The 24,872-nt window shown below is 68.9% G+C and carries 18 protein-coding genes and 1 pseudogene; 7 read left to right on the forward strand and 12 right to left on the reverse strand.

What is annotated here, in order from left to right; genetic code table 11:
• Positions 1 to 188: 188 nt before the first annotated feature.
• Together QQM72_RS38740 and QQM72_RS38745 are read right to left on the reverse strand one after the other, a co-directional pair.
• Complete coding sequence (locus QQM72_RS38740; RefSeq protein WP_314225511.1) at positions 189 to 1,928, reverse strand: FAD-dependent monooxygenase; 1,740 nt, start codon at positions 1,926 to 1,928, stop codon at positions 189 to 191.
• 544 nt (positions 1,929 to 2,472) lie between these two features.
• Positions 2,473 to 3,201 (reverse strand): SDR family oxidoreductase, encoded by a 729-nt coding sequence (locus QQM72_RS38745; protein WP_314225512.1) that lies wholly within the window; start codon positions 3,199 to 3,201, stop codon positions 2,473 to 2,475.
• A gap of 75 nt (positions 3,202 to 3,276) precedes the next feature.
• Between QQM72_RS38745 and QQM72_RS38750 the strand changes: the two genes are divergently transcribed.
• The 3 genes from QQM72_RS38750 (at position 3,277) to QQM72_RS38760 (ending at position 5,887) form a co-directional block, all read left to right on the forward strand.
• Positions 3,277 to 3,654 carry a MerR family transcriptional regulator gene (locus QQM72_RS38750; RefSeq protein WP_314225513.1) on the forward strand — a complete coding sequence of 126 codons (378 nt, stop codon included), beginning with the start codon at positions 3,277 to 3,279 and terminating at the stop codon, positions 3,652 to 3,654.
• Positions 3,655 to 3,713: 59 nt separating this feature from the next.
• Positions 3,714 to 4,994, forward strand: coding sequence for an MFS transporter (locus QQM72_RS38755; protein ID WP_314225514.1), 1,281 nt, complete (start codon positions 3,714 to 3,716; stop codon positions 4,992 to 4,994).
• 488 nt (positions 4,995 to 5,482) lie between these two features.
• The gene (locus tag QQM72_RS38760) at positions 5,483 to 5,887 is read left to right on the forward strand and encodes a type II toxin-antitoxin system PemK/MazF family toxin (RefSeq protein ID WP_314225515.1); all 405 of its coding nucleotides are present in this window, start codon (positions 5,483 to 5,485) and stop codon (positions 5,885 to 5,887) included.
• Positions 5,888 to 5,973: 86 nt separating this feature from the next.
• Here QQM72_RS38760 and mhpA read toward each other — a convergent pair whose 3' ends face one another.
• Positions 5,974 to 7,590, reverse strand: coding sequence for a bifunctional 3-(3-hydroxy-phenyl)propionate/3-hydroxycinnamic acid hydroxylase MhpA (mhpA, locus tag QQM72_RS38765; RefSeq protein WP_314225516.1), 1,617 nt, complete (start codon positions 7,588 to 7,590; stop codon positions 5,974 to 5,976).
• 192 nt (positions 7,591 to 7,782) lie between these two features.
• Between mhpA and QQM72_RS38770 the strand changes: the two genes are divergently transcribed.
• The 4 genes from QQM72_RS38770 to QQM72_RS38785 all read left to right on the forward strand — a co-directional run bounded on the left by QQM72_RS38770 (position 7,783) and on the right by QQM72_RS38785 (position 12,394).
• The gene (locus tag QQM72_RS38770; RefSeq protein WP_314225517.1) at positions 7,783 to 8,538 is read left to right on the forward strand and encodes a thioesterase II family protein; all 756 of its coding nucleotides are present in this window, start codon (positions 7,783 to 7,785) and stop codon (positions 8,536 to 8,538) included.
• A 582-nt stretch (positions 8,539 to 9,120) separates the two neighbouring features.
• Complete coding sequence (gene ccrA / locus QQM72_RS38775; RefSeq protein WP_314225518.1) at positions 9,121 to 10,479, forward strand: crotonyl-CoA carboxylase/reductase; 1,359 nt, start codon at positions 9,121 to 9,123, stop codon at positions 10,477 to 10,479.
• 8 nt (positions 10,480 to 10,487) lie between these two features.
• Positions 10,488 to 11,519 (forward strand): 3-oxoacyl-ACP synthase III family protein, encoded by a 1,032-nt coding sequence (locus QQM72_RS38780; RefSeq protein ID WP_314225519.1) that lies wholly within the window; start codon positions 10,488 to 10,490, stop codon positions 11,517 to 11,519.
• On the forward strand, positions 11,516 to 12,394 hold the full coding sequence (locus QQM72_RS38785; protein WP_314225520.1) for a 3-hydroxybutyryl-CoA dehydrogenase: 879 nt from the start codon (positions 11,516 to 11,518) through the stop codon (positions 12,392 to 12,394). The genes QQM72_RS38780 and QQM72_RS38785 overlap by 4 nt, the downstream gene beginning before the upstream one ends.
• A gap of 73 nt (positions 12,395 to 12,467) precedes the next feature.
• Here the strand turns inward: QQM72_RS38785 and QQM72_RS38790 are convergent, their stop codons facing one another.
• The 9 genes and pseudogenes from QQM72_RS38790 to QQM72_RS38830 form a co-directional block, all read right to left on the reverse strand.
• Positions 12,468 to 12,986, reverse strand: a complete 519-nt coding sequence (locus QQM72_RS38790; protein WP_314225521.1) for a MarR family winged helix-turn-helix transcriptional regulator — start codon at positions 12,984 to 12,986, stop codon at positions 12,468 to 12,470.
• Positions 12,987 to 13,118: 132 nt separating this feature from the next.
• A complete protein-coding gene (locus QQM72_RS38795; protein ID WP_314225522.1) occupies positions 13,119 to 13,817 on the reverse strand; it encodes an HAD-IA family hydrolase in 699 nt (232 codons plus the stop codon).
• On the reverse strand, positions 13,814 to 14,914 hold the full coding sequence (locus QQM72_RS38800) for a Gfo/Idh/MocA family protein (RefSeq protein ID WP_314225523.1): 1,101 nt from the start codon (positions 14,912 to 14,914) through the stop codon (positions 13,814 to 13,816). The genes QQM72_RS38795 and QQM72_RS38800 overlap by 4 nt, the downstream gene beginning before the upstream one ends.
• Positions 14,911 to 16,071, reverse strand: a complete 1,161-nt coding sequence (gene rifK / locus QQM72_RS38805) for a 3-amino-5-hydroxybenzoate synthase (RefSeq protein ID WP_314225524.1) — start codon at positions 16,069 to 16,071, stop codon at positions 14,911 to 14,913. The genes QQM72_RS38800 and rifK overlap by 4 nt, the downstream gene beginning before the upstream one ends.
• A 221-nt stretch (positions 16,072 to 16,292) precedes the next feature.
• Positions 16,293 to 16,430, reverse strand: a complete 138-nt coding sequence (locus tag QQM72_RS38810) for a hypothetical protein (RefSeq protein WP_314225525.1) — start codon at positions 16,428 to 16,430, stop codon at positions 16,293 to 16,295.
• 106 nt (positions 16,431 to 16,536) lie between these two features.
• A complete protein-coding gene (locus QQM72_RS38815) occupies positions 16,537 to 17,940 on the reverse strand; it encodes a 3-deoxy-7-phosphoheptulonate synthase (RefSeq protein ID WP_314225526.1) in 1,404 nt (467 codons plus the stop codon).
• Positions 17,937 to 18,260: a hypothetical protein gene (locus QQM72_RS38820; protein ID WP_314225527.1), complete on the reverse strand. Its 324-nt coding sequence runs from the start codon at positions 18,258 to 18,260 to the stop codon at positions 17,937 to 17,939. Before QQM72_RS38820 ends, QQM72_RS38815 begins: the two co-directional genes overlap by 4 nt.
• Before the next feature lie 275 nt (positions 18,261 to 18,535).
• Positions 18,536 to 19,303 (reverse strand): arylamine N-acetyltransferase family protein, encoded by a 768-nt coding sequence (locus QQM72_RS38825; protein ID WP_314225528.1) that lies wholly within the window; start codon positions 19,301 to 19,303, stop codon positions 18,536 to 18,538.
• A 227-nt stretch (positions 19,304 to 19,530) separates the two neighbouring features.
• Positions 19,531 to 24,840: pseudogene (locus QQM72_RS38830) on the reverse strand (SDR family NAD(P)-dependent oxidoreductase); the annotation flags it as partial.
• Between the last annotated feature and the right edge of the window lie 32 nt (positions 24,841 to 24,872).

Genomic DNA, 24,872 nt, shown 5'->3' on the forward strand with positions numbered 1-24,872 from the left:
ATCCACAACCGGCAGGAGAACCACACGCCGACCGGCCCGGGGCTTCGGCCACCAGCCGGCCACGCCCCTCGCCGAGTTCCACGTCAGCGGCAACCGCCTCCAGGACTCCGCCCGGCTCACCGGCCCGCACACCCCCCGCCATCGCCGGCACATCCCAACACGCCTCCACCCCACCGGCCCGCCCTCCGTCACCCGACGACACCGGCCGGCACACCCCCCGCCTTCGCCGGCGCACCGAAATACTCCTCCAGCACACCCGCCGGCCCCTCCCCGCCCGACGCCCAGGCGACATAGCCGTCCGGCCGCACCAGCAGCGCATCACACTCCAGCCCCGCCACCACCTCGCAATGCACCACCCGCACCAGCCCCGCCCACCCCCGCGCCTCCTCCTCGAACCCGCCGCCCGCACCCCGCTCACCGAACAGCAGCAACACCGGCCCACCCCCGGCACCGGCACCGGCACCGGCACCGGCCAGCAACGCGACCACATCCGTACGCCCCTCACGCGTCACCAGCGCCACATTGGGCAAGAACCTGCCCTCCCACCACACCGGACACCTCCCCCGCACCGGCAGCACCGTGTCCTGCGCACTCACCATCGACGCCAGCACACCCGCCTCCCCACCCCCCGCCAGCAACTCACCGAACAACGCCCGCAACGGCTCCAACTCAGGCCCGGGCCGCATCAACGCCACCTGCGCCCGCGTATGGTCGATCACCCGCTGCGCAGCCGGCCGCCGCTCCTGGTCATACGAATCCAGCAGCCCCGCACCCGCCCACCCCCGCACCGCGAACGCCAGCTTCCACCCCAGATCCACCGCATCCAGCAACCCCGTACTCAACCCCTGCCCCCCAATAGGGAAATGCACATGCGCCGCATCCCCCACCAGAAAGAACCGCCCCCGACGATAAGAAGAAGCCAGCCGGGAAAAATCACTGAACCGACTCAGCCACCGCCCCTCCCCCATAGCCACCTCACGCCCCACGATCCACGACACCTCACGCCTCAACTCCTCCACCGACGGCGCCACCCGCCACCCCACACACGGCCCCGCACCATTCACCGTCCGCAACCGCACCCAACCCCCCGCCACCTCCTTCACCACCAACCACCCCCGCTCCGTCCGATGCCACCCCGCCACCAAAGACCCCCCCACCCCCAACCGCACATCACCCGCCAACGCCGACACCGACGCCGGATACACCCCCGACTCGAACCCCCCCTGCTCCCGCACCACACTCCGCGCCCCATCCGCCCCCACCACAAACAACCCCCGACACACCACCGAACCAAACGCCCCCCGCGCCGTCACCACCCCCCCACCACGCCACTGCCGCACCCCCACCACCCGACACCCCCGCAACACCCGCACACCCAACCCCCGCGCCCGCCGCTCAAAATGACCCTCCAACACCTCCTGCCCACACTTCAGCACCGCCACCGGCTCCCCACCCGGCACCGAAACCACCAACCCCCCAATCCCCCCAAAATGAAACACCACCCCACCAGACCCCGAACCACCACCCGAACCAGAAGCCACACCACCGGCGCCCGAACCAGAAACAGAACCCGCACCACCACCAAAGGCCCCGGCCCACTCCGAGCCCGAACCAGAGCCAAAGCCAAAGCCAGAGCCGGAACCAGAACCAGAGCCGGAACCGGAGCCTGGGCCGGAACCGAAGCCAGAACCGGGGAAACCACCGCCCCCCACACCCGCCAACCCACCCAGATGACCACGCCGCACCAGACACTGCACCGCACGCGCATGCACCGTCGTCGCCCTCGGACGCCCCGACACCACCACCTCCGACTCCACAACCACCACCCTCACCCCCCACCCCGCCAACTCACACGCCACCAACAACCCCACCGGCCCACCCCCCACCACCACCACATCCGCCTCCACCACACCCGAAACACCCGCCATCGCCGGCTCCCCCCGCCAACAACCACACGGACAAAACAAACAAAGAATCCGAAAACATCAAACCCGCAGCCGCCCCGAACAGCACAGCCGCCAGATCAACTCCCCCCACCTACAAGGTAGTTCACACACACAACCCGGCCACGCCCACCAGACGACCAGAAATATACCGGACACCCCGTTCTCCGCAACAGGAACACAACCCCAACACCCAACAACCACCCAACCCACCAACCGACAAGCACCAACACCCGCCCAGACAAACGACATCCGCCAGCTCGCCCCACAACCACGAAGCGAGACCAACCACACAGCACCAACGCGACCATCGCCTGCACTGATCCCCATGGCGTCGTCGACACCAGGCCCGCGCCCGCGCCCGCGCCCGCGACTGCCACTGCCACTGCCACTGCCACTGCCAATGCCACTGCCAATGCCAATGCCGCCGACGCGAGGCCACAACGTGAAGATCCACAACTGCGGATGGAGTGTTAATTGACTGAGCTCAGAAACAACCGACCGAAGTCCGTGCGGCCCGAGGGGCTCCTCATGCCGCCGTCAGCGCCGCCAGGGCGCGGTCCATCGCGTCGTTGAATTCTTCCGGCGTCAGCGGCAGCCGGGACTTGACGTCCCGACTCCACTGGTCGGCGAGAACCTCGGCGGAGCCCGCCTCGACACCGTCGAGCGCCGCGTCGGCCAGGTCCGACGGCGCGATCTTGGCCACGGGCCAGCCCGCGGCCATGTCGGTGTCGGCCAGGCCGAGGTGCACCGCTGTCACGAGCGTGCCCTGCTCGGCGAGTTCCAGGCGGACGCCGTTGGTCATGGCCCAGGCGGCGGCCTTGGTCAGGTGGTAGGCATTGGCGCCCTTGCCCCCGAACCATGACATGGCGGAGAGGACGTTGACGATCGCGCCCCCGCCGTTCCTGGCGAGCGCCGGCGCGAACTCCCGGATCATTCCCAAGTGGCCGAACATGTTGGTCTCCAGCTCGTGCCGTACCGCGTCCAGCGAACCGTTCACCAGGTCGGTCCCCGTCTGGATCCCCGCGTTGTTGATGAGCAACGAGACGTCCGGGGCGGCCTCGGCCGCGGCCCTCACGGAAGCGGGATCGGCAATGTCGAGGGGCAGCACGTCGACCCCGGGCAGGTCCACGGTCTCGGGCCGGCGAGCCGTCGCGTAGACCTTGCGGGCGCCCCGTTCGAGCAGGCGCTGGGCGAAGGCGCGGCCCAGACCGCGGTTGGCTCCGGTGACAAGGGCAACTGAGTTGTTGATGTCCATGCCCGGTACGCTAAAACCTGACGTTAACGTCAGAGGCAAGTGCTGCTCATCAGGGCCGGGTTGAAGGGAATCACCATGACCGTCACACAGGCCGCGGCCGAGCGGCTGATCCGCATCGGCGAGGTGGCGCGGGGTGCCGGCGTCTCGGTACGCGCCGTGCGCTACTACGAGCAGCAGGGGCTGCTCATCGCCGAGCGCAGCCCATCCGGCCAGCGCCTCTACCGGCAGGATGCCGTCTCCCTGGTCCGCTTCTTCCAGCAGATGTTCGCCGCCGGCCTGACCAGCCGAAGGATCACGGAACTCCTTCCGTGCTGGGACTCCGGACACACCGACGCCGAACAACGAGCCATGCTGCGCGCCGAGCGGGACCGCATCCAGGCCAGGATCGACGACTTGCAGGCTGCCCTGGACCGCCTCGACGAGGTCATCGCGATCACGGACACGCACCCGTAGGCGCGGCCGGTCGGACGTCGCACCAGCAACCCACCGCTGGAGTACTAGGGTGCCTGGCCGTGACAGTTTCCTCGGATGGGCCGTCCTTGTGGCGCGACCGACAGTTCGTCCTGCTCGTATCCGCGCGGGTCATCTCCGTGTTGGGCAACGGCTTCGCGCGGGTGGCACTGGCGTTCGCCGTCCTCGCACTGCCCGGGGCGAGCGCGGGTCGGCTGTCCCTGGTGCTGGCCTGCCAGGCATTGCCGCAGCTGTTGTTCATCCTGGTGGGCGGAGTGATCGCGGATCGTATGTCGCGGCCGAGGCTGATGGTCCTGGCCGACGTGCTGGGGGCTGCCGCCTATACGGGGCTGGCCGCGATGGTGTTGACCAGACACGCGCCGCTGGCGGCGATGTGCGTGCTGGCGGTGGTCGCCGGAACGGCCACGGCGCTGTTCGCACCGGCGATGGACGGCCTCGTGCCGTCGGTGGTGCCTGCGGGCCGCCTGCAGCAGGCCAACGGGCTGCTGCGGGTGGGCACCAACAGTTCGCTGCTGCTGGGCCTGGCGCTGTCCGGGGTGACGGTGGCGCTGGTGGGCGCGGGCTGGGCGCTCGCGCTCAACGCGGCATCGTTCGTCCTCAGCGCCGCGCTGACCGCTCGGCTGCGGGTGTCCGTGCGGCCGCGCGGCCGATCGTCGGGGTGGGCCGACCTTCGGGACGGATGGCGGGAGTTCGCCTCCCGCCAGTGGCTGTGGGTCGTGGTCGCGCAGTACTCCGTGGTGGTGGCCGCACTCAACGCCAACGTCGGAGTGCTCGGACCGCTGACTGCAGAGCAGCACTTCGGCGGGGCGCGAGCGTGGTCAATCATCGTGGGCGCGCAGGCTATGGGCACCATCGCGGGAGCGGGGCTTGCCGCCCGCGTCCAGGTAGAGCGTCCCCTTCTCGTGGCTGTGCTCTGCACGTTTCCGGCCGCAGTGCCGATCGCCCTGCTCAGCGCCGAAGCCCCGGTATGGCTGATCGCCTCGGCCATGTTCGGCGCCGGTATCGCCTCGGACGTCTTCGGCGTGCTGTGGGCGACCACGATCCAGACAGAGGTCCCGCAGGAGGTCCTGTCGCGCGTCAGTTCCTACGACTGGTTCGGCTCCCTGGCCCTCGCCCCGCTCGGCCTGCTCATCGCCGGACCCGTCGCCGCCGCGGTGGGCACCGGCCAGGCGCTGGCCGGCTGCGCGGTCCTGGTCGTCCTGGCCACGACGGCGGCCCTGTTCTCACCACAGATACGTACCCTGCGCACTGCTGCCGAGACGCCTGACGGAACAACCTCCGCACCGCAGGCCGGGGAGCATCAGCCGAATAGTCCAGCGTAGAGGCCGGGACCCTGAGGACCTGGTGTTCACGACGCTCCCTCCCGGCGAAGCCGGGTGCCATAGGTCCGCCTGGAGACACCGGGAGGACACCGACCCTGGGTGATGCCCGGAGCGGGAGCGCGGCTGAACACGCGTGCATCGGCTGGTGCCCACGCACGCGACGGCGGATAGGGCGCTCCCTGCCTGGCCAGGGGACGTTGTGGTTCACGGCGAGGATCTCGGAGTGTGGATCGCAGGGCAGGTGGCCGGGTGGAACCGGCTCGACCAACTTCCGGGCTCGGCACCGGGGTTCGACCCGCGTGAACCGGCCTGCGATCCGGCCCGTCAGGCCCTCGAACGCCTCCCGCCAGCGGGCTGGGTACAATGCGACCTGGGGCCACCGCGTGATCGTTCGTCTTCACATACCGATGATCAACGGTGGCCGCACCCGTCTCCACAGTGCGTCAGGGTCGCGCAGGTTCGCCTGCCGTCCCGTGTCAGGAGGACATGTGCAACGTGGCGAAGTCTGGTGGGCGGGGGGCGACGAGCGGCGACTGTTCGTACTGCTGTCGGAGGACGACGTGTCCGGGATCCGGGCGATGCAGGTCGTCGCGCCGGCGGGCGTCGACATGAGCGGTTTGGGCGTCGAAGTGCGAGTCGGCGCCATGGAAGGGCTGCCCTTCGAGGGCGTGCTGCGGTTCGCCTTCAGGCGACCAGGCCTTATCCCTTGCACGTGGCTGACCACTGTGTCCCGCGACGACCTGACCGAGCGGGCGGCCGTCCTGTCCTCGGCGAAGCTCAGCGAGATCGACGATGCCCTCCGACTCGCTGAACAACCACAGGAGCAGACCCCGGCAACGACCGCGAAGCTCAGCGAGATGAGGGACGCGCTGCGCCGCGGTGAACTCGGGTAGGAGGAGAAGGAACCGACGGCCTGAGCGATCTCGGCCAGATGGCCGGCACTGTCCGGCTGTCGCCTCGGCGCCCCTCACCATCGAGATCACGAACCACGGCTGGAGTACACGCGGGCCCGCAGGTCGTCCACCAGCGCCGCCGCTGCCCCCAGGCCTGAGGCCGCCCCATACACGTGGTAGTCCGGACGGATCAATACCGCGTCGGCCCCGTGGCGAGCCAGGAAAGAGCGGTAGACGCCGCCCACGTCGACCACCGACATGTTCTGCGGCGTCCCGTCCTCGGGGAGCAGCGTCACCACGTGCGTACCCAGTTCCGTGAGGAATACCGACTGTTCCGCGTTGAGGTCGGCGTCCGCGCCCTCTGCCAGCATCAGAACGAAGCCACGGCCGACCACATCATCGAAAGGGCCCGTGCCACCAAGGCCGCGTATCTGGCCCTGGGGGACCACCTCGCCCGCCGGGGATATGGGCGACCCGTCCACTCCCCGGTGAAGGAGCCCCTCTGTGAGGGGCAACGCCGGGTCCGGGACCGCCGGACCGCGGCCGCGGCGGCCCGCCAGGATCGTGGAATCGCGCTCGACCGCAGCCACGGGGTCCGTCACGCAGATCACCCGGCCCAGCTGGACCGAGGACAGAATCGACTTGCGTACCTGCGCGCGGCGTTCCTCTGTGTAGGTGTCGAGAAGCGACTCCGGGGCGAGGCCGCCCACTACCAGGTCCAGCTTCCACGCCAGGTTGACGACGTCGCGGATGCCCGAGCACATGCCCTGCCCGGCGAACGGCGGCATCAGATGGGCCGCGTCCCCGGCCAGCAGTACCCGGCTGACCCGCCACTGCTCGGCCCAGCGGGACTGGAAGATGTACGTGGTGCTGCGCAGCAGCGTCGCCCTGTCGGGGGTCACCCCGTAGGGAGCGAGAAGCCGCCAGGCGGTTTCCTCCCGGTTCAGGTCCGCGGCACGCTCGCCGGGCAGCCGCATGAACTCCCAGCGCCGATGCCCCGGACCGCTGCCGACCAGGGTGGTAGGCCTGGCAGGGTCACAGATCTGGACGTTGGTGGGGACGAACTTGCCCGGCTCGTGCAGCTGCACATCGCACAGCAGCCACTCGTAGGAGAAGCCGAGATCGGTGACCGGCACATCCAGATGGTCCCTGACGAAGCTGTTGGAACCGTCGCAGCCCACCACCCACCTCGCGGTGTACGTCTGGACTGCGCCGTCCTCGTCCTCGGCCGTCACCACGACCCGGTCGTCTTGCTCCTCGATTCCCACCACCTGGCGGCCCTGTACCACAGTCACTCCGGGCAGTCCGGCTGCCCGCGAGGCCAACAGTTCCTCGAGGGCGGGCTGGTGCATGGTGCTGGCGTCAGGCCACCCGTACGGGCCTTCTGTGCGAAAGACGATGTCGAGGAGGACCTCACCGTCGGCGGAATGCCACTGGTAACCGGTGGCGGGCTCGGTGATCCGGCCGAGGCCCGGGCCCACCCCGCAGCCGGAGAGCAGCCGTGCCGTCTCGCCGTCGAAGCTGGTCGCCCTGGGCAGGGTGTAGGGGCGTCGGCGCCGTTCCAGGACGATGACCTGCCGGCCGCGCTGTGCCAGCAGGATCCCGAGAGCGGCCCCGACCGGGCCATTGCCGACGACAATCACGTCCGCATCTGTCTCGGGGCTCGCGCCGGCGGACTGCTCGTGCGGTGACGTCTCGGGCACGGGAAACCCCTCATCGCAGGGTGGCTGGCGCAGGCACAACTGCCGAAATCGGAACGGCGCAAGACTAACAATCCGTACCGGCGTTCGGGCCGCTCGACGGCTTGGGACTATCAGATCTGGGGATACACGGTTCCACCTGCACGAACCTAGGCTTCCGATATTCCCTCACCAACCACGAGGAGCTCGTCCGGCATGCATCAAGCAACGGCGCAGTTCAAGAAATGGGTGAGCGTCTCGCACCCCGCGCCGCAGAGCAATGTGCGGCTTGCGTGCTTTCCGTACGCGGGCGGCTCTGCAAGCTTCTTCTTCCCGGTGTCCAAGGCGCTGCACCCATCGGTGGAGGTGTTGGCCCTCCAGTACCCAGGTCGGCAGACCCGGCTCCACGAACCGAGGATCGACAACATCCCCGAGTTCGCGGACCAGATCTTCGCCGCGCTGCGCCACCTGGACGACAAGCCACTGGCCCTGTTCGGCCACAGCATGGGCGCTGTCCTCGCGTACGAGGTGGCGCTGCGCACGCAGGACGCCGGGCTGCCTGCGCCGGTACGGCTGTTCGCGTCCGGTCGGCGGGCGCCGTCCCGCTATGGCGGCGAGCGGGTGCATACGGGGAGCGACGCTGAAGTCGTGGCCGAGCTCAGAAAGCTCAGCGGAACCAACGAGATGCTGCTCGGCGACCCTGAGGTGCTGGCGATGATCCTGCCGGCCATCCGCAGCGACTACACCGCCATCGAACGGTACCGGCACGAGCCCGGCCGACGCCTCGACTGCCCGGTGACCGTGCTCACCGGAGACAGCGACCCCCGGGTCTCCCTTGATGAGGCCGAGGCATGGGCCGAGCACACCACCGGCGCGTGTGAAACGGAGGTCTTCCGGGGCGGCCACTTCTTCCTCGTAGACCACATAACCGAGGTCATCGGCCTGGTGGCCCGGCGGCTGGGGCCGTTCTGAAAGACCTCCGCGACGTCGCGGCACCTGACACGCTTCCCTGCTGCCTCAAGTGCATGCGAGGAACGCCCAACTCACCGAACGCACCGCTCCGAGACCTCGGCAGCGCACGGCGAAAGCACGCACCGAACACCGCGCCGCTCCTTCTCGCCCGGAGGTCACAAGAGAGGCCTCCGGGCCTGCAGACCGACCCGACCCTTTAATCGGGAGAGAAGCCGAGATGCCCCTCGCCGTCCCCCACGCCGACCATCGGACACCACGCCCTGCTGGTGTACTTGCTCGGAGTCGCGTTCCTCCTACTGCTCGCCCTCGTCCTCGGCCGACCGGCGATGCGCTTCAGTCTGCCCGCGGTCACCGGCGAACTGCTTGCGGGCGTCCTCGTCGGCCCATCCAGGTCTGCTCCTGCCCTTGGGCTTGAAGCCATCTTTGGCGCCTTCGTCTGGTACCTGGGAGCCCGCGATGAGCGCGCCGCCCCTCGACGCCCGTGAACGGCAGCAGATGGGTCCTGTACGCGGGGTGAGGGCCGAGCCCGACACAGAAAACCCGATCGTTTCACCAGCCTCACATGGCTTGACGAGGAGCCCGATGATGTCACTCTCCGATGCAGTACGTGCCGGTGCCGGCCCGCAGGAACTGGCCGCCGCGGAAGTACCGGCGGAGTTCCTCGCCGCGCACCTGCGGATCGAGGACGAGAAGACCTTCGAGGGGACCGAAGGCGACCGCGACGTGCGCAAGACCCTCCACGTGGGCCCGGTGCCGATGCCGGAACTCGCGCCCGACGAGGTGCTGATAGCCGTCATGGCCAGCGCCATCAACTACAACACGGTCTGGTCCGCGACCTTCGAACCGTTGTCGACCTTCGGCTTCCTCCAGGCCTACGGGCGCCAGGGCGGCTGGGCGAAGCGGCATGACCAGCCCTTCCACGTCCTCGGCTCGGACGCCGCCGGGGTGATCGTCCGCGTCGGTTCCGGCGTGCGGCGCTGGCGGGTTGGTGACCACGCGCTGGTCAACGCGGCCTGTGTCGAGGACCAGGAGGCGTCCGTCCAGGCCGACGGGATGCTCAGCGAGAACCAGCTCGCCTGGGGCTTCGAGACCAACTACGGCGGCCTCGCCCACTACACCATCGCCCGGGCCAGCCAGTTGATCCCGAAGCCGGCACACCTGACCTGGGAGGAGGCCGCCTCGGTCCCGGCCTGTGCCGGAACCGCGTACCGGATGCTGGTCAGCGACCGCGGCGCACGGATGAAGCAGGGGGACGTGGTCTTGATCTGGGGCGCGTCCGGCGGACTGGGAGCCTACGCCGTTCAGTTGGTGAAGAACGGCGGCGGCATCGCTGTCGGAGTCGTCGGCTCCGAGGAGAAGGTGCGAGTGGCGCGCGCCCTCGGCTGTGACCTGGTGATCAACCGTGAGGAGTACGACTTCGGCAGTGACGCCGGCGACGATCCGGCGGTCGCGGTGGCGCAGGGAAAGCGGCTGGGCCGGCTCATCCGTGACGGCGTGGGCGAGGATCCGCACATCGTCTTCGACCACGTGGGCAAATCCACCTTCGGTATCTCGGTGTTCCTCGCGCGGCGCGGAGGCACCGTGGTGACCTGCGGTTCGAGCACCGGCTACCAGCACCGGTTCGACAACCGCTATCTATGGATGCGGCTCAAGCGCATCATCGGCAGCCACGTGGCGAACCTCCAGGAACAGGTCGACACCGCACGACTGTTCGGCCAGGGATCGCTGGTGCCCGCACTGACCTCGCTGTTCCCGCTGGAGGAGGCTGGCGCGGCGACCCGACTGGTGCAGCTCAACCAGCACATCGGCAAGGTGGGCGTGCTCTGCCTGGCCGACCGCCCGGGCCTGGGTGTGACCGATCCCGAGCGGCGCGCCCGGATCGGCGAGGACCGACTGACCCTGATGCGCGCGTACGCGCACGACAGCGCGCGGGCGGCGTGACCATGAAAATGGAACAGGGGTATGTCACATCCGTGCTGGGGACCGGCTCCTACCTGCCCGAACGGGTGGTGACCAACGAGGAGATCGAGGCCCTGGTACCCGGTGCCTCCGCCGAGTGGATCGCCGACAGGACCGCCATCGTCGAACGGCGGTACGCGGCACCGGACGAGGCGGCGTCCGACCTCGCCGTCCACGCCGCGCGCGCCGCCTTGGACCAGGCCGGACTGGACGCGGACGGCATCGACTTCATCATCGTCGCCACGACGACCGGTGACGCCCCGATCCCCTCCACCGCGTCACTGGTGCAACTGGCGCTCGGCGCCCACCGGGCCGCCTGTTTCGACGTCAACATCGCCTGCACCGGGTTCGTCACCGCGCTGTCCATCGCCCAGGCGTACGTGGCGCTGGACCCGACGACGAAGGTCCTGGTCATCGGCACCGACGTGTGGACCCGGTTCATCGACTTCGACAACCGGGCAACCAGTGTTCTGTTCGGGGACGGAGCCGGGGCCGCGGTCATCGCCTCCGTCCCGCATGCGGCCGGCGATCCGGAACGCGGCCTGCTCAAGGTCGAGTTGGTGAGCCGGGCCGAGGCCCACGAGCTGATCAGCATGTCGGCCGGGGGCAGCCGCCGTCCCGCCTCCGCCGAGACGGTCGCGGACGGTGGCCACCTGCTGAGCATGCAAGGCCGGGGGGTGCGCGACTTCGTCCTGGACAACGTCCCCGGCCTCATCGCCGGGCTGCTCAAGCGCTGTGGCTACGAACCGGCCGACGTGCAGCACTTCGTGCCGCACCAGGCCAATGGCCGGCTGGTGGCGGAACTGGCCGAGGTCAGTGGTCTGGAGCGGGCAGACACCCATCTGCCGTTGCGTCACAGCGGCAACATCGGTTCCGCGTCGGTGCCGGTCGCACTTGACGCGGCCAACCGTTCCGGCGTGCTACGGGATGGCGATCTGGTGCTCCTGGCGGGCTTCGGCGCGGGTATGGCGGCCGGTGCCGCCCTGCTGCGCTGGACCGTGACCGAGGGCGGGACTCGATGAGGACGACGGTGGAACGACTGGGCGTGATCGGTTGCGGGACGATGGGCGCCGGCATTGCCGAGGTGAGCCTGCGCGCCGGGGTGGAGGTGACGGTCCTGGTCTCCGCCCCGCACCGGATCGAGGACGCGGCCGGACGGCTGACGGCCTCGTTCGCCCGCGCGGTGGCAAAGGGCCGGATGACGGAGCCGGAACAGGCGGCGGCCATGGCCCGGTTGCGGGTCACGGCCGATGTCGAGAACCTCGCGGACCGGCAGTTCGTCGTGGAGGCCGTGACCGAGAGACTCGATGTGAAACAACGGGTGTTCAAGGCGGTGGACGAGGTGCTGACCGACCCCGCGGCCGTCCTGGCCTCGACGACCTCCAGCCTGCTGGTCGGCGATCTGGCGGAGGCCACCGGCAGAGCCGGGTCCGTGGTGGGAATGCACTTCTTCAATCCCGTGCCGCTGATGCCCCTGGTCGAGGTGGTGGTGACGGACCGCACCTCGCAACAGTGCGCCGCGTCGGCCGAGTCCTTCGCCAGGGACACCCTCGGCAAGGAGGTGATCCGCACCGCGGACCGAAGCGGGTTCGTGGTCAACGCCCTGCTCGTGCCGTATCTGATGGCGGCGGTCAGGATGTACGAGCAGGGCATCGCCGACGCTGACGACATCGACAGGGGAATGGTCCTGGGCTGCGGACATCCCATGGGTCCGCTCGCGCTGCTCGACCTGATCGGGATCGACACGATCACCGACGTGGCCCGCTCGATGGCGAAGAACTCCGACGGCCTGGTCCCCGACCTGCCCCCTCTGCTCACCCGGATGGTCCAGGAGGGCCGACTGGGCCGCAAGACGGGCCACGGCTTCCACCGGTACGACGCGTCCTCCCGATCCTGACCCGACGGCCGACCCGATCACGGTCCGGCCGGGCACGACCTGACCGACTGCCACCGGCCTCCCCGTCTCGCTTCTAACGCAGCCAGGGAAGGTCGGCACCCGCTCGGTCCGTCTGGAGTCCCTCGGTGACGATCTGCATGATCGCGCCGAGGGACTCCTGCTGCTGGGGGGTGAGCCGGTCGAACAGGGCATGCTGCACGACCGTGGCATAGCCCGGAGCGGCCCGCCCGAGGGCCTCCAGGCCCTCCTCCGTGAGCACCGTGAACGTGCCGCGCTTGCCGGAGGGAGCTTCCTCGCGCCTCACCAGGCCGTCCTTCTCCAGACGTGCCACGGCGTGCGAGAGCCGGGGCCGGGTGATCTTCGCATGCATCGCCAGCTCCGACATCTGGAGCCGCTGGTGAGGGGACTCCGCGAGGTTCACCAGGAGCAGGTAGTAGCTGTGGGGCATGTTCACCGTACGTTGCAGTTGGCGGCACATGTGGTCCTCGAGGAGCGTGGTCGCGTGGACGAAGGAGCGCCAGACGCGTTGCTGCTCGTCGGTGAGCCATCGGATCCGTGCGGGGGATGAGTATGCCTTCGTCGTCTCCTCCACGTTATGCACAGACCTCTTGAATGCTTAATGAACACATATACGTTTCCCCATGTCGTTTCGGTCCCCCGTGCGCCTCGGCGGTCCATGGGGGCAGAGTTCGGTCGGGCAGGCTCCGCGGACGGCTGCGGCGTCTCAGTGGCCGGGGGTGGCCGGGCAGAGGACGAGCAGGTCGACGGGCCGTTGCAGGACGATGTCAGGGCCGGCGGCGAGCAGTCCGATCTCGTCGTGGCAGCCCCACAGTGCGGCTGCGGCGGTGACGTCGGCGGCGTGGGCGCTGGCCAGGTCGGTGGGGGCGTCGCCGATCATGATGGCCCGGTCTGCGGGAACGTTGAGGAGTTCGAGCGCGCGTCTGACGATGTCGGGGGCGGGCTTGGGCCGGGGCACCTCGTCGGAGCCGATGACGTGGGCGAAGTACGGAAGCAGGCCGAGGACGTCGAGCAGGGACCGGGCGCGCTCGCCTGCCTTGCCGGTGGCGATGGCCAGCCGGAGGCCGCGCTCGTTCAGCGTCCTCAGCACATCGGCAACACCGTCGTACACCTGAACGTGGTGGGCGAGCCGGTAGCTCTCACGGACGAAGGGCTCCTCCATCTCCAGCGGAAGGCCCATGATCCGCATGATGTCGGGAAAGTAGCGGCCCTGATGGCGCTGGTACTCCTCGAAGGGCGCCTCTCCTGGGCCGACGACCTCGGCGTAGGCGAGGGAGAAGGCTTCGCCCATCACCGCGAAGCTGTCGACGACGACTCCGTCGAGATCGAAGATGACTGCTTGTCCGGAGACTGGGGAGTGCCGTTCGGAGATCGTTGCCGCGTGGTTTTCCGACCCTGTGGTCATGCGGTCCTCACCTCCTTGTGGGGGGCGAATTGGGGCGCGTGGTCCGCAGGTCGAGCGGCGCGCGCCGATGCGTAGAAGCTTTCGACCAGCCGGACGGTGCCGCGGGCCTGGGCGACGGCCAGGCCGCGTCGGCCTGGGTCGGCCAGGAGCCCGGCGAGGCCGTCGAGCTGGCGTCTGTACTCGGTGCCGATCGGCTCGGTGGGCAGCGGGATCTGCTGTGTGGTGCCTTCCCGGGTGAGGGTGAGCACCGGTTCGGGAGCCCGGTTGGGACTGAAGCCGAAGGTGCAGTGCAGCCGTGCCGTTCCCTTGCTGCCCTCGACGGTGATGACGGAGGCGTCCAGCGCCTCGTGCGAGGCCCAGCCGGCTTGTAGCGAGACCGAGATGCCGTCCTCGCGGAGCAGGAAGCCTCGGGCGGTGTCCTCGACGTTGCCGGCCGGGACGTCGGTGGGCTGGTCCTCGCGCCAGGTAGCGGACCAGGCACTGCTGCTGATGAAGTCGTCGGAGACCGAGCCGATCACTTGGGTGACGGGGGCGGGGCCGAGGAGGTAGCTGAGGACGTCGAGCAGGTGCCAGCCGAGGTCGACGAGTACACCGCCACCGGACTTGCTGCGCTGGGTGAACCAGCCGCCGGGCTGTGGCACGCCGCGCGCCCTGACCCAGGCCAGGGTGACATGGCGGATCCGGCCAACCTGGGGCAGTAGCCCGGCAAGCTCCTGGACGTCGCCGCGGTGGGCGGCGGCGCTGCCGGCGAGCAGTATCCCGCCGTTCTGTTCGGCCGCGGCAAGGGCGTCGGCCTCGGCGGTGGTCAGGCAGACCGGCTTCTCCAGGAAGACGGAGATCCTGCGGCGGAGCAGGGCGGCCGCTACCTCGGCGTGCAGATGGTTGGGTACCGCGACGACGGCGATGTCGACCGTGCGGGGGGCGAGGGCGTCCATGGTGGTGTGGGCGGGCAGGCCCATCGCTACGGCTGCTGCCCGGGAGGCCGGGTCGGGGTCGACGGCGGCGACCACCTCGAAGTCCTTGTGCTCGCTCAGCAGTCTGAGCCACAGCTCGCGGCCTGCCCAGCCGAGCCCGACGACGGCAGCACGGACCTTCATGGTGCGGCCACGGCGTCGGCGATGATCTCGGCCGTGGCGTGGAGGGCTTCCTCGGAGGCGAGTAGCACCCGGTGGTGCAGCCAGATGCAGTCGGTGCTGATCGCCTCGGTGTGCGGGCAGCTTTCGGCGAGCTTGTCGACGGTGGTGTCGGGCGCGGCCGTCTCCCAGAACGCGTCGGTGCGGTAGATCGCCCGGAAGGCGGCGAAGGCAGGAAGTCCGGCCTCGATGAGCGTGTCGACGAGGGTGTTGCGGCCCTCCTCGGAGATGCCGGGGATCCGGAACATGGCCATGTAGTGAGAGTTCCGGTCGGCGCGCCGGTCTGCGCCCTGGGGTACGACGCCGTCGATCTCGCCGAGCAGCCGGGACAGCAGTGTCCAGCGCTGATCGCGTAGCGTGAGCTGGGCGTCGAGGCGGCTCAGCTGGGCGCGGAGCACGGACGCGGAGAATTCGTTGAGCCGCATGTTGGTGCCGGCGGTCTGGTGCATGTAGCGGCGGTCGGTGCGCGGCCGGCCACAGCTGTGCCGCAGGAAGGCGGCCTCGTATGTCTCCTCGTCGGGGAAGAGCAGTGCACCGCCCTCGCCGGCGGTCATCAGCTTGCCGTTCTGGAAGCTGAACGCGGCGACCGTACCCAACTCGCCGACTCGTTTGCCTTGCCAGCGGGCGCCGTGTGCGTGGGCGGCGTCCTGCAGCAGGGGCACGCCGGTTTCTGCGGAGAGCTTGTCGAGCGCATCCATGTCGGCGATGAGCCCGGCCATGTGCACGGGCATGATCACCTTGGTGCGGGGGGTGACGGCCGATGCCGCGGCAGCCACGTCGATGTTGTACGTGTCGAGATCGACGTCGACGGGGACGGCGACCGCGCCGAGCCGCTGAACGGCCTGGGAGGAGGAGATGAAGGTGAAGGCCGGCACGATGACCTCCGTGCCCGGACCGACACCCAGACACTGCAGCGCCAGCTCCAGGGCATGGGTGCCGTTGGTGACGGCCAAAGCGTGCGGGGCGCCGTGGAAGTCGGCGAACTCACTCTCGAAGGAGTCCACCTCCGACCCGCCCATGCGCCACCACTGACCCTGCTCCAGGGCCCGGATCAGGCCGGTGCGCTCGCCGTCGTCGTACTGCGGCCAGGAGGGGAACTCTGGTGCCGGTCGCGCGTTCATGTATCTCCAAATCTCCACTTCGGACATTTCTCGGCCGATGGCCCGACGGACGGCATAGAGCGGCGGGGCATGTGGTCGACGGAAGGTTCCACCTCGGGGATCAGACCCATGAGTGCGACTTTCACGGTAGGCACCGCTCTTACCGCCCCGCATCCCCCGGTTTGGTAGCCGTCTGTCCGGGTGTGGGTCGGCTGGACGTGGGATGGCGGCGGGTATGTGCGTCAGCCGGTCCTGGGTGCGCTCAGGCCGAAGAATTGGCAGTAGGACTCCGCTTGACCGCTCAGCATGTGGATGCCGTGGTGGACGTGGTAGCCGAGGGCGGCGGCCTGCCGCAGCAGGGGCGTCTCGTGGGGTTGCATGATGATGTCGCCCACCACCGCTGCGGGCGGGAGGGCTTCGGGCGGGAATGGCAGGGGGTCGCTGGATCGCAGTCCGAGCGGGGGCGCGTTGACCGCGAGGTCGCTGTCATGCAGGGGCAGTTCGGCGAGCGGTGACCTGCTGGGCAGCTGGCCGGATGGCCTCCGCGAGCAAATCGGCGACAGTGAGGGCCAGTTCCATGGACTGTTCCTCATTCAGGCGAGGGTCGCAGGCGGTACGGTAGCGGGCCGACAGGTCAGCCTCACCGAGGCCGCGGGGCCCGCCCAGGCACTCGGTGACGTCCTCGCCGGTCGCCTCCAAGTGGAGGCCGCCGGGGTGAGTGCCGAGGGTGCGGTGGACGTCGAAGAACCCGTTGATCTCCGCGACGATGTCGTCGAAGCGGCGGGTCTTGCGGCCATCCGGCGTCGTGCGGGAGTTGCCGTGCATGGCGTCGCACTGCCATACCACCTGGTGGCCGGTGGCGGTGACCTTCTCCACTATCGGCGGCAGCACCTCGCGGACCTGGGAGTGGCCCATCCTGCTGATCAGCGTCAGCCGCCCGGGCGTGGCACAGGGGTCGAGCCTGCGGACGTACTCGACGGCTTCTTCCGGGGTTGTGCTGGGGCCGATTTTCACCCCGATGGGGTTGGCGAGCAGTTCGGCAACGGCGAGGTGCGCGTCGCCGAGGCCCCGCGTGCGCTCGCCGATCCAGAGGAAGTGTGCGAGTGGGCTGACGAGCTGTGGTTGCGGACCGGTGGTGAACCCGGCGGTGTGGAGCGGGGCGCATTCGTAGTCGAGCAAGAGCATCTCGTGGCCCACATAGATCTGTTCGCTACTCGGGCCCTGATCGCGGCCGATCTCTTCGGCGGTGCTGACGAAGCGGCCGCCGCCGGGGGTGCCTTGCACGTACGAAGGGAGGCCGGTGTGCGGGTTTGCCGGCTCCTGTGCGTACGCCCGGCGGGCGAGCGTCATCGCGCGAGCCGCGTGCCCGTGGGCGCGCAGCATCCTGTCCGGGTCACAAGTGCGTGCGGCAAGGGTGCGTTCGGCGGAGTTGACCATGTCACCCCGGTAGACCGGCAAGCCGTCCGCGTCGACGGACTGTGAGCGCGGCTTCGCGTACTGTCCGGCCATACGGGCGAGGGAAACCACCGGCAGCCCGGCGGCGTGGGCAAGGAGGCGCGACATACGCTTCAGGAGACCGAGGTTGGCTCGCAGGTGCGACTCGGTGGTCTCGGCGAAGGTTTCCGCGCAGTCCCCGCTCTGCAGCAGGAATGCCTCGCCGCGGGCGACCGCCGCGAGCTGCTCGGAGAGCTGTGCCGTCTCGGACTCGGCCACGATCGGGGGCGCGGTGCGCAGCAGTTCCACTACTGTCCTGGCCTGGGCCGGGTCCGGCCACTCGGGCTGCTGCGCCGCGGGTCTGTCCAGGGCCGCGGCGAGGCGGTCCGCGAGCCTCGGCTCCCGCGTGTTCCTGCCCCGGACCTCGCCGTGCGCTGCCTCTGATGAGCTCGTCATACCGGCGGAGCTCCCGTTCCGTGGAAGCCTGCCGCCTCGGTGAGTTGCCCGAGTGGCTGCCGTGGCATGCGCTCCAGGACCTCGGCGACGACCTGTTCGGACACGTCGTGGACCAGCTCCGCTCCCCCGAGCCCGTCGAGGACGAAGGCGAGGCCTGTGAGCGCCTTCTTGTCCCGGCGCATCAGGCGGATCAGCTCGGCCGTCTCGATCCCCTCGGGCAGCGCGGTCTCCACTCCCGTGTCAGGCACCCATTCTGCGGGCCGGGCTGACACGACTGCGACCCGCTGGGCGCCGAGGCCCTGGATCAATTCGGCCGGCATGGAACGCACCCCAGGGCCGATCAGCACATCGTAGGAACGTTCGCCGACGCAGACCGGTATCTGTTCTTTCACTCCGCCTCACTCTGCCTTGTGGAAGCCGGTGATACGCCGGGGCGGCCACCCCGCCGGGGTCTTCGGAAGACGGTCCGCCCACTGGACCCTGGGCGCGACCAAGGCCGCTGCTGGCCGGAGGTCCGGCTGTGCACGGCGCGTTCATCCGAAGCTTTCACGAGCGCCTCTGGCCCTTCCGCAGGCAGCCGTGGTGCTTCGTCTGCTCAGCGCCAGTAGGTGCTGACGATCTTTTCGAGCTCGTTCTCGTCCCGGATGAGACGAAGCCGCTCCTCGCCGTCCTCAACGGTGATGAAGAGGTTCGCGGTGAGCGTGACCTGCCCGTTGTCGATGACCCGTCGGCGGCGCCGCGGGTGCGCCGCCAGCTCGTCCAGCGGCAGGGCATCGCGCCAGCGGGCCCAGTCCGCGGTGGTACGCGTCTGCGGCAGGAACCGGTAGGAGTCGCGCCAGTCCTTGCCGCGGGTCTTGTACTCGAGGAAGTAATACTCCGCCCGACGGGTCAGCCGGAACTCGATGCCGTCCTGGACCCGGCTCTCTCCGGAGAACGGGAGCGGCTCCACGATCGAGATGCCCGCGTGCCCGGCGTCGGCAAGCCAGTCCTCGCCGTCGATGGTGACGCGCATGACCATGTGCTCGATGTCAGGGCCCCACACTCCCCCCGGCAGGAGGGTGGCTGCGGCCAGCACCTGCACGTCGAAGCCCAACTCGACGAGGAGCCGATGGAACATGAAGTTCAATTCGACGCAGATGCCGCCCCGGCCGCTGAGCACGATCGTCTCGAAGGCCGCGTCAAGGTCGAAAGACGCCTGGGCCAGGCCGAGGGCGTCGCCACTGCTGTTCAGGTCCAGGGCGTAACCACTGTCGTAAGGGATCCGCATCTGGTGCTTGCGGTGGATCTCCCGCAGGGTCGCCAGGCTTGCGTCGGGCGTTCCCGAGAAGCCGAGGTACTCCAGATACTTGTCCTTGTCGAACATGCTTTATCTCCTTGAGTGTTAGTCGTCGGCGAGTGGCGGAGGGGGTAGGTCGGTGACCGGTGCGCCGGCCGTGCTGCGCACCGGTCGGGTTCACGGTGCGCTGGTCCCGTCGTCCGCACGTGACCAGTGGAAGTTGCGATCACGTGCCGGAGTTGCGCCGGTCTGACGCACGATCAAATCCTGGCTTGACGTCCGCATTGTCAGATTCCGGCACATAGACGAGTCAGTCATTGATCTCCGCGCGCCATACGTGGAGTATCCGGCGAGCCCACGTGGGGTTCGAGGCGTTCCAGCAGCTCCTCGGCGGCCAGTTCCGCGGTGGGGTACTCGAAGGCGAAGGTAGCCGGGATCCGGACGCCGGTGAGTGCCGACAGCCGGTTCCTGAGTTCGATGGCGGTCAGAGAGTCGAAACCGATGTCAAAGAAGGAAAGGTCCGGTCCGACTTCGTCCGCAGACACATAGCCGAGGATCGTGACGACCTCGCGCTGGACCAGGTCGACCAAGATCTTTCCTCGCTGGTCCGGGGAGGCCTCGGCCAGCCGATCCGACAGCTTGTCGGCCCCGGTCGCCCCATCACGGGCGGGCCGCCGACCGACGCGGATGAGGCCGCGCAGAAGTGGGGGGACGGATGCGGAGTTGGTCTGGTCCCATGTCGCATCGAGATCCATCTTCGTCAGGACCTGAACAGCGTCACGGTCGAGCAGCGCAAGGTCGAACAGCTCCATGCCTTCTTGCGCCGTAAGTTCGGTGCTGTTCCAGCGGTCGAAACGCTTCAGCTCGACCTCAGCAAGTTTATCCAGCATGCCCGATCCCTGCCCCCACCATCCCCACACCAGTGAGATCGCCGGCAATCCGGAGGCATGACGGCGTACAGCTAGCGCGTCGAGGTAGGAGTTCGCGGCAGCGTAGTTGCCCTGACCCGCTGAACCGAAGATCCCCGAGATGGAGGAGTACAGGACGAAGGCCGCAAGGTCGAGATCGCGCGTGAGTTCATCCAGAATTTGTGCCGCATCGGCCTTCGGACTGAGCACCGCGTCGAGCTGTTCGGGCGTCAGGGACGTCACTACACCGTCATCCAGCGCGCCGGCTGCGTGGATCACGCCGGTAAGGGGGGTGTCCTTGGGAACGGAGGCCAGAAGCGCGACCATGGAGTCTCGATCGGACACGTCGCACGCTACGACTCGGACGAGCGCGCCAAGCCCCTCGAGTTCGGCCGCCAACTCGGCCGCGCCCGGTGCGTCCGGTCCCCTACGGCTGACCAGGATGAGGTTCCTGATCTCGTGCTTGGAAACCAGGTGCGTGGCCGCCAGGCGACCCAGCCTACCCGTACCGCCGGTGATCAAGACCACTCCCTCGGGGTTCAGTTGACGGCCAGGGGCATCTGCGGGGACGGCCTTGACGAGCCTCGGCACCGCCACCGCGCCTCCGCGAAGTGCCGCCTGAGGTTGCCCGGACGCGAGTACGTCGGGCAGGCGCCGGGCTGACGCCTCCGTGCCGTCCGTGTCGACCAGGATGATGCGGCCCGGGTTCTCGGACTGTGCCGAACGCAGCAAGCCGGCGGCCGTTGCGACGGCCAGATCGGGAGCCGGGTCCCCGTCCTGGACGGCCGCACCGGCCTGTGTGAGAGCGAGGAGAGGAGTGTCCTGGAAGGCGGGTTCTGCGAGCCACGCCTGGACGACCTCCAGCACTCGTCCGGTGAGGTCCCGGACGGCGGCGAGGTCCGTACGTCCATTGCCGGCCACATCGAGGAGGAACATGCCGGGGGGCGTTCCGGCCACAGCACGAACGTCCTCGGCAGTTGTCACGCGCACGACGTTAAGCTCGTCATGCACGCTCCTGACGGAGACGGGCTCCCAGGCCACACGGAACATCTGCTCCTTGGACGCACCTGAGCCGACCCGCAGCAGTTCCGGGACCACCGGTCGCAAGACCATCGAGTCGACGGCGGCCACCGGTGCGCCGAAGGCGTCGGCCAGGCGCAAGCGGATCGTGTCGGGGGCGAGCGGTGTGAGGTGAACCCGCAGGGTGGAGGTTCCGATGGCGTGCAGTCTGACATCGCGCCAGATAAACGGCAGAGCCAGCTTCGGGCTCTCGTCGGCCATGTCGGCGCGGAAGGCACAGGCGTGCATGGCCGCGTCCAGGAGGGCCGGGTGCAACCCGTAATTGTCGCCCTTGCCTGCTGCCTCGGGCAGTGAGACCTCGGCGAACACCTCCTCGCCGCGCGTCCACGCCCCGCGCAGGCCCCGAAAGGCCGGACCGTGGCCGTATCCCGCCTGTGCCATGCCCTCGTAGGTGGAGGCGAGTACGTCCGGGTCGACGGCGGTGGCGCCGGGCGGCGGCCACTGGGTGAGGTCGAAATCGGCCCCACCCTCCTCTGGCACCAGGCGTCCGGAGACATGACGGGTCCAGCTCCCACGTGGACCGGCTTCCTCCCAGCGGGAGTGAATCTGGACGGTGCGGTGGCAAGATTCGTCGGGCTCACCTACCCACACACGTACCTGGACACCGCCGCTCTCGGGCAGCAGCAGGGGGCGCTCGATAACCAGTTCGCCGACCAGGCCGCACCCGATCTCGTCGCCGGCGCGGACCGCGAGTTCCACGAAGGCTGCTCCGGGCATGAGGACGACTCCGGCGGCCGCGTGGTCGGCGAGCCAGGGGTGCGTGCGCAGCGACAGCCGGGAAGTGAAGAGCACGCCGTCCGAGCCGGGGATCTCGGTGACCGCGCCGAGCAGGGGATGGTCCGCCGCCTCGAGACCGAGGCCCGGCGCGTCCCCACCGGAGCCTGCCGTATCCAACCAGTAGCGCTGGCGCTGAAAGGCGTACGTGGGCAGATCTACGGGCCGCTCCGTACCGCGGCCGAGGACGGCCCCCCACGTGACCTGAACGCCGTGGGTGTGCAGGTGGGCCAGCGAGGCAAGGAACCTGCGTGGGCCGCCCTCGTCGCGGTGCAGCGACCCGGTGACGACAGCGGGTGCCTGGAGCTCCTCCAGCACGTCCTGGACGCTCGACGCCAGCACAGGGTGCGAGCTGACCTCGATGAACACCCCATGTCCATCACCGGCCAGGGACCGAATGGCCGGGTCGAACTGCACGGTCTGCCGCAGGTTGCGATACCAGTACTCGGCGTCCAGCTCCGTGGTGTCCTGGAGTCGCCCGGTCACCGTGGAGTACAGCGGCACGCGCGAAGGCCCGCCGGAGACCCCGGTAAGTGCATCGAGGAAGGAGTCGCGCAGCACATCGATCTGTGAGGAGTGTCCGGCGGCGTTGGCCCCGTGAATCCTGCGGGCGTGGATGCCCTCGGTCTTGCACCGGGCGAGCAGCTCTTCCAGGGCGGGCAGTTCACCGGTCACGACCACTGAGGAGGGTCCGTTGACTGCGGCGATCTCCAGGCCCGGCAACTCCTCGACCAGCACGGAGGCGGCCTTGACACCGGCAACGAGGGACACCATGCCTCCGCGTCCCGACAACTCGGCGCGGATGGCATTGGCCCGGTCGACCACGAGGCGGGCGGCGTCCGGAAGGGACAGCGCACCGGCAAAGCAGGCAGCGGCGATCTCGCCCTGGGAATGACCCACGACCGCATCCGGGACGACCCCACACGCTTCCCACAGCGCGGCAAGCGACAGGCTCAGTGCCCACGACACCGGCTGCACGACGTCGAGGTCCTCAAGGGACCTGGCGCCATCTACCTGCCGCACCACATCGAGCAACGACCAGCCGGTCAGCGGGTCAAGCGCCTCGGCGCACTCGGCCATGCTGGTTGCAAACACGGGCGACGCCTCAAGCAGTTCCCTTCCCATGCCCGCCCAGTGTGTGCCCTGGCCGGGGAACACAAAGACGGTCCGGCCCACTACGCTCTCGGCCGTTCCCTTGACGACACCGGTCGCGGACTCGCCGCGGGCCACGGCGTCCAATGCGGTCAGCGCCTCTTCCCGGTACTCGGCGAGCACGATCGCACGGTCGGGGAGAAGACCCCGGCTCTGCACCAGCGACCGGCCGACGTCAAGCAGGTCCAGCCCTTGACGTCGCCTCAGGAACGAACCAAGGCGCCGGGCCTGGCCGGCGAGACCCGCCTCGCCGCGGGCCGAGAGGACCAGTGGCACAACCGAGTCGCCCAGCACGCGCGGCTTCTCGTCGGAGGCGTTCACAGATGTCTGCTCGGGCGCCTGCTCCAGGATGACGTGCGCGTTGGTGCCGCTGACGCCGAAGCCGGAGACCCCCGCACGACGAGGACGGCCGATCTCGGGCCACTCGTGCGCCTCGGTCAGCAACTCAACCGCTCCGGCAGACCAGTCGACCTGAGGCGTGGGCTCGTCCACGTACAAAGTCTGCGGTAGGACACCGTGCCGCATTGCCATCACCATCTTGATCACACCAGCGACGCCTGCCGCATGGCCGGCGTGTCCAAGGTTCGACTTCACTGAACCGAGCCACAGTGGCAGTCCGGGGTCGCGGCTCTGACCATAGGTGGCGAGTAGCGCCTGTGCCTCGATCGGGTCGCCCAGGGGGGTTCCGGTGCCGTGCGCCTCGACGATGTCGACATCGGCGGACGACAGACCAGCGGCAGCGAGTGCCTGGCGGATCACCCGCTGCTGCGAGGGCCCGTTCGGCGCGGTGAGTCCGTTGGACGCGCCATCCTGGTTCACCGCAGTGGCCCGTACGACGCCGAGAATCTCATGTCCGTCACGGATGGCATCGGAAACCCGCTCCAGCAGCAGGACGCCCACGCCCTCGGCACAGTTCGTTCCATCTGCGGATGCCGCGAACGCCTTGCACCGGCCGTCCTTAGCAAGAGTCCGCATACGCGAGGCCAACACCAAGCCGGTGGGAGTGGTCATCAGGCTGGAGCCCCCGGCCAGCGCCAACGACGACTCGCCCGAACGCAGGGACTGCACTGCCATGTGCAGGGCTACCAGGGACGACGAGCAGGCAGTGTCGACCGTGACTGCGGGCCCCTCGAACCCGAGAGTGTAGGAAACCCGTCCCGACAGGACGCTCTCCAAGCCGCCGGTCATCAGGTAGCCCTCGAGCTCGTCGGGGACGCTGTGGAAACCGGTGGCGTAATCGTGGCCGCCCATGCCGGCGAACACGCCGACGTTCTTGCCACGCAGAGCAGCCGGGTCTATGCCCGCCCGTTCGATAGCCTCCCACGAGGTCTCCAGCATCAGACGCTGCTGCGGGTCCATGACCAGCGTCTCGCTTTGTGAGATGCCGAAGAAACCGGCGTCGAACTCGCCCGCGCCGTGCAGGAACCCGCCTTCCCGTACATAAGTCGTGCCGGCCCGATCGAGCTCCGGGTCGTACAGGTTCTCAAGATCCCAGCCCCGGTCGGTGGGGAATGCGCCGACTGCGGAACGACCATCGGCGATCAACTCCCACAACTCTTCAGGTGACGACACCCCACCGGGGAACCGGCACGCCATGCCCACGATGGCGATCGGTTCAGTGAAGCGGTCGCTGATCTTCTTGTTCTCGTTCTCCAGCCGCTCGTTCTCGATCAGTGAAGCCCGCAGCGCTTCGACAAGCTTTGCCTCTGAGCTGGTCATTCCCTGTCTCCCTTCGTCCCGGT

The organism is Streptomyces zaehneri, assembly GCF_032248645.1.
Classification (GTDB): domain Bacteria; phylum Actinomycetota; class Actinomycetes; order Streptomycetales; family Streptomycetaceae; genus Streptomyces; species Streptomyces coriariae.

Bases quoted from the DNA above. Each gene is read 5' to 3' on its own strand.
- QQM72_RS38740 (WP_314225511.1), bottom strand. From the start codon at position 1,928: ATGGCGGGTGTTTCGGGTGTGGTGGAGGCGGATGTGGTGGTGGTGGGG.
- QQM72_RS38745 (WP_314225512.1), bottom strand. From the start codon at position 3,201: ATGGACATCAACAACTCAGTTGCCCTTGTCACCGGAGCCAACCGCGGT.
- QQM72_RS38750 (WP_314225513.1), top strand. From the start codon at position 3,277: ATGACCGTCACACAGGCCGCGGCCGAGCGGCTGATCCGCATCGGCGAG.
- QQM72_RS38770 (WP_314225517.1), top strand. From the start codon at position 7,783: ATGCATCAAGCAACGGCGCAGTTCAAGAAATGGGTGAGCGTCTCGCAC.
- ccrA (WP_314225518.1), top strand. From the start codon at position 9,121: ATGATGTCACTCTCCGATGCAGTACGTGCCGGTGCCGGCCCGCAGGAA.
- QQM72_RS38780 (WP_314225519.1), top strand. From the start codon at position 10,488: ATGGAACAGGGGTATGTCACATCCGTGCTGGGGACCGGCTCCTACCTG.
- QQM72_RS38785 (WP_314225520.1), top strand. From the start codon at position 11,516: ATGAGGACGACGGTGGAACGACTGGGCGTGATCGGTTGCGGGACGATG.
- QQM72_RS38795 (WP_314225522.1), bottom strand. From the start codon at position 13,817: ATGACCACAGGGTCGGAAAACCACGCGGCAACGATCTCCGAACGGCAC.
- QQM72_RS38800 (WP_314225523.1), bottom strand. From the start codon at position 14,914: ATGAAGGTCCGTGCTGCCGTCGTCGGGCTCGGCTGGGCAGGCCGCGAG.
- rifK (WP_314225524.1), bottom strand. From the start codon at position 16,071: ATGAACGCGCGACCGGCACCAGAGTTCCCCTCCTGGCCGCAGTACGAC.
- QQM72_RS38810 (WP_314225525.1), bottom strand. From the start codon at position 16,430: ATGCAACCCCACGAGACGCCCCTGCTGCGGCAGGCCGCCGCCCTCGGC.
- QQM72_RS38815 (WP_314225526.1), bottom strand. From the start codon at position 17,940: ATGACGAGCTCATCAGAGGCAGCGCACGGCGAGGTCCGGGGCAGGAAC.
- QQM72_RS38820 (WP_314225527.1), bottom strand. From the start codon at position 18,260: ATGCCGGCCGAATTGATCCAGGGCCTCGGCGCCCAGCGGGTCGCAGTC.
- QQM72_RS38825 (WP_314225528.1), bottom strand. From the start codon at position 19,303: ATGTTCGACAAGGACAAGTATCTGGAGTACCTCGGCTTCTCGGGAACG.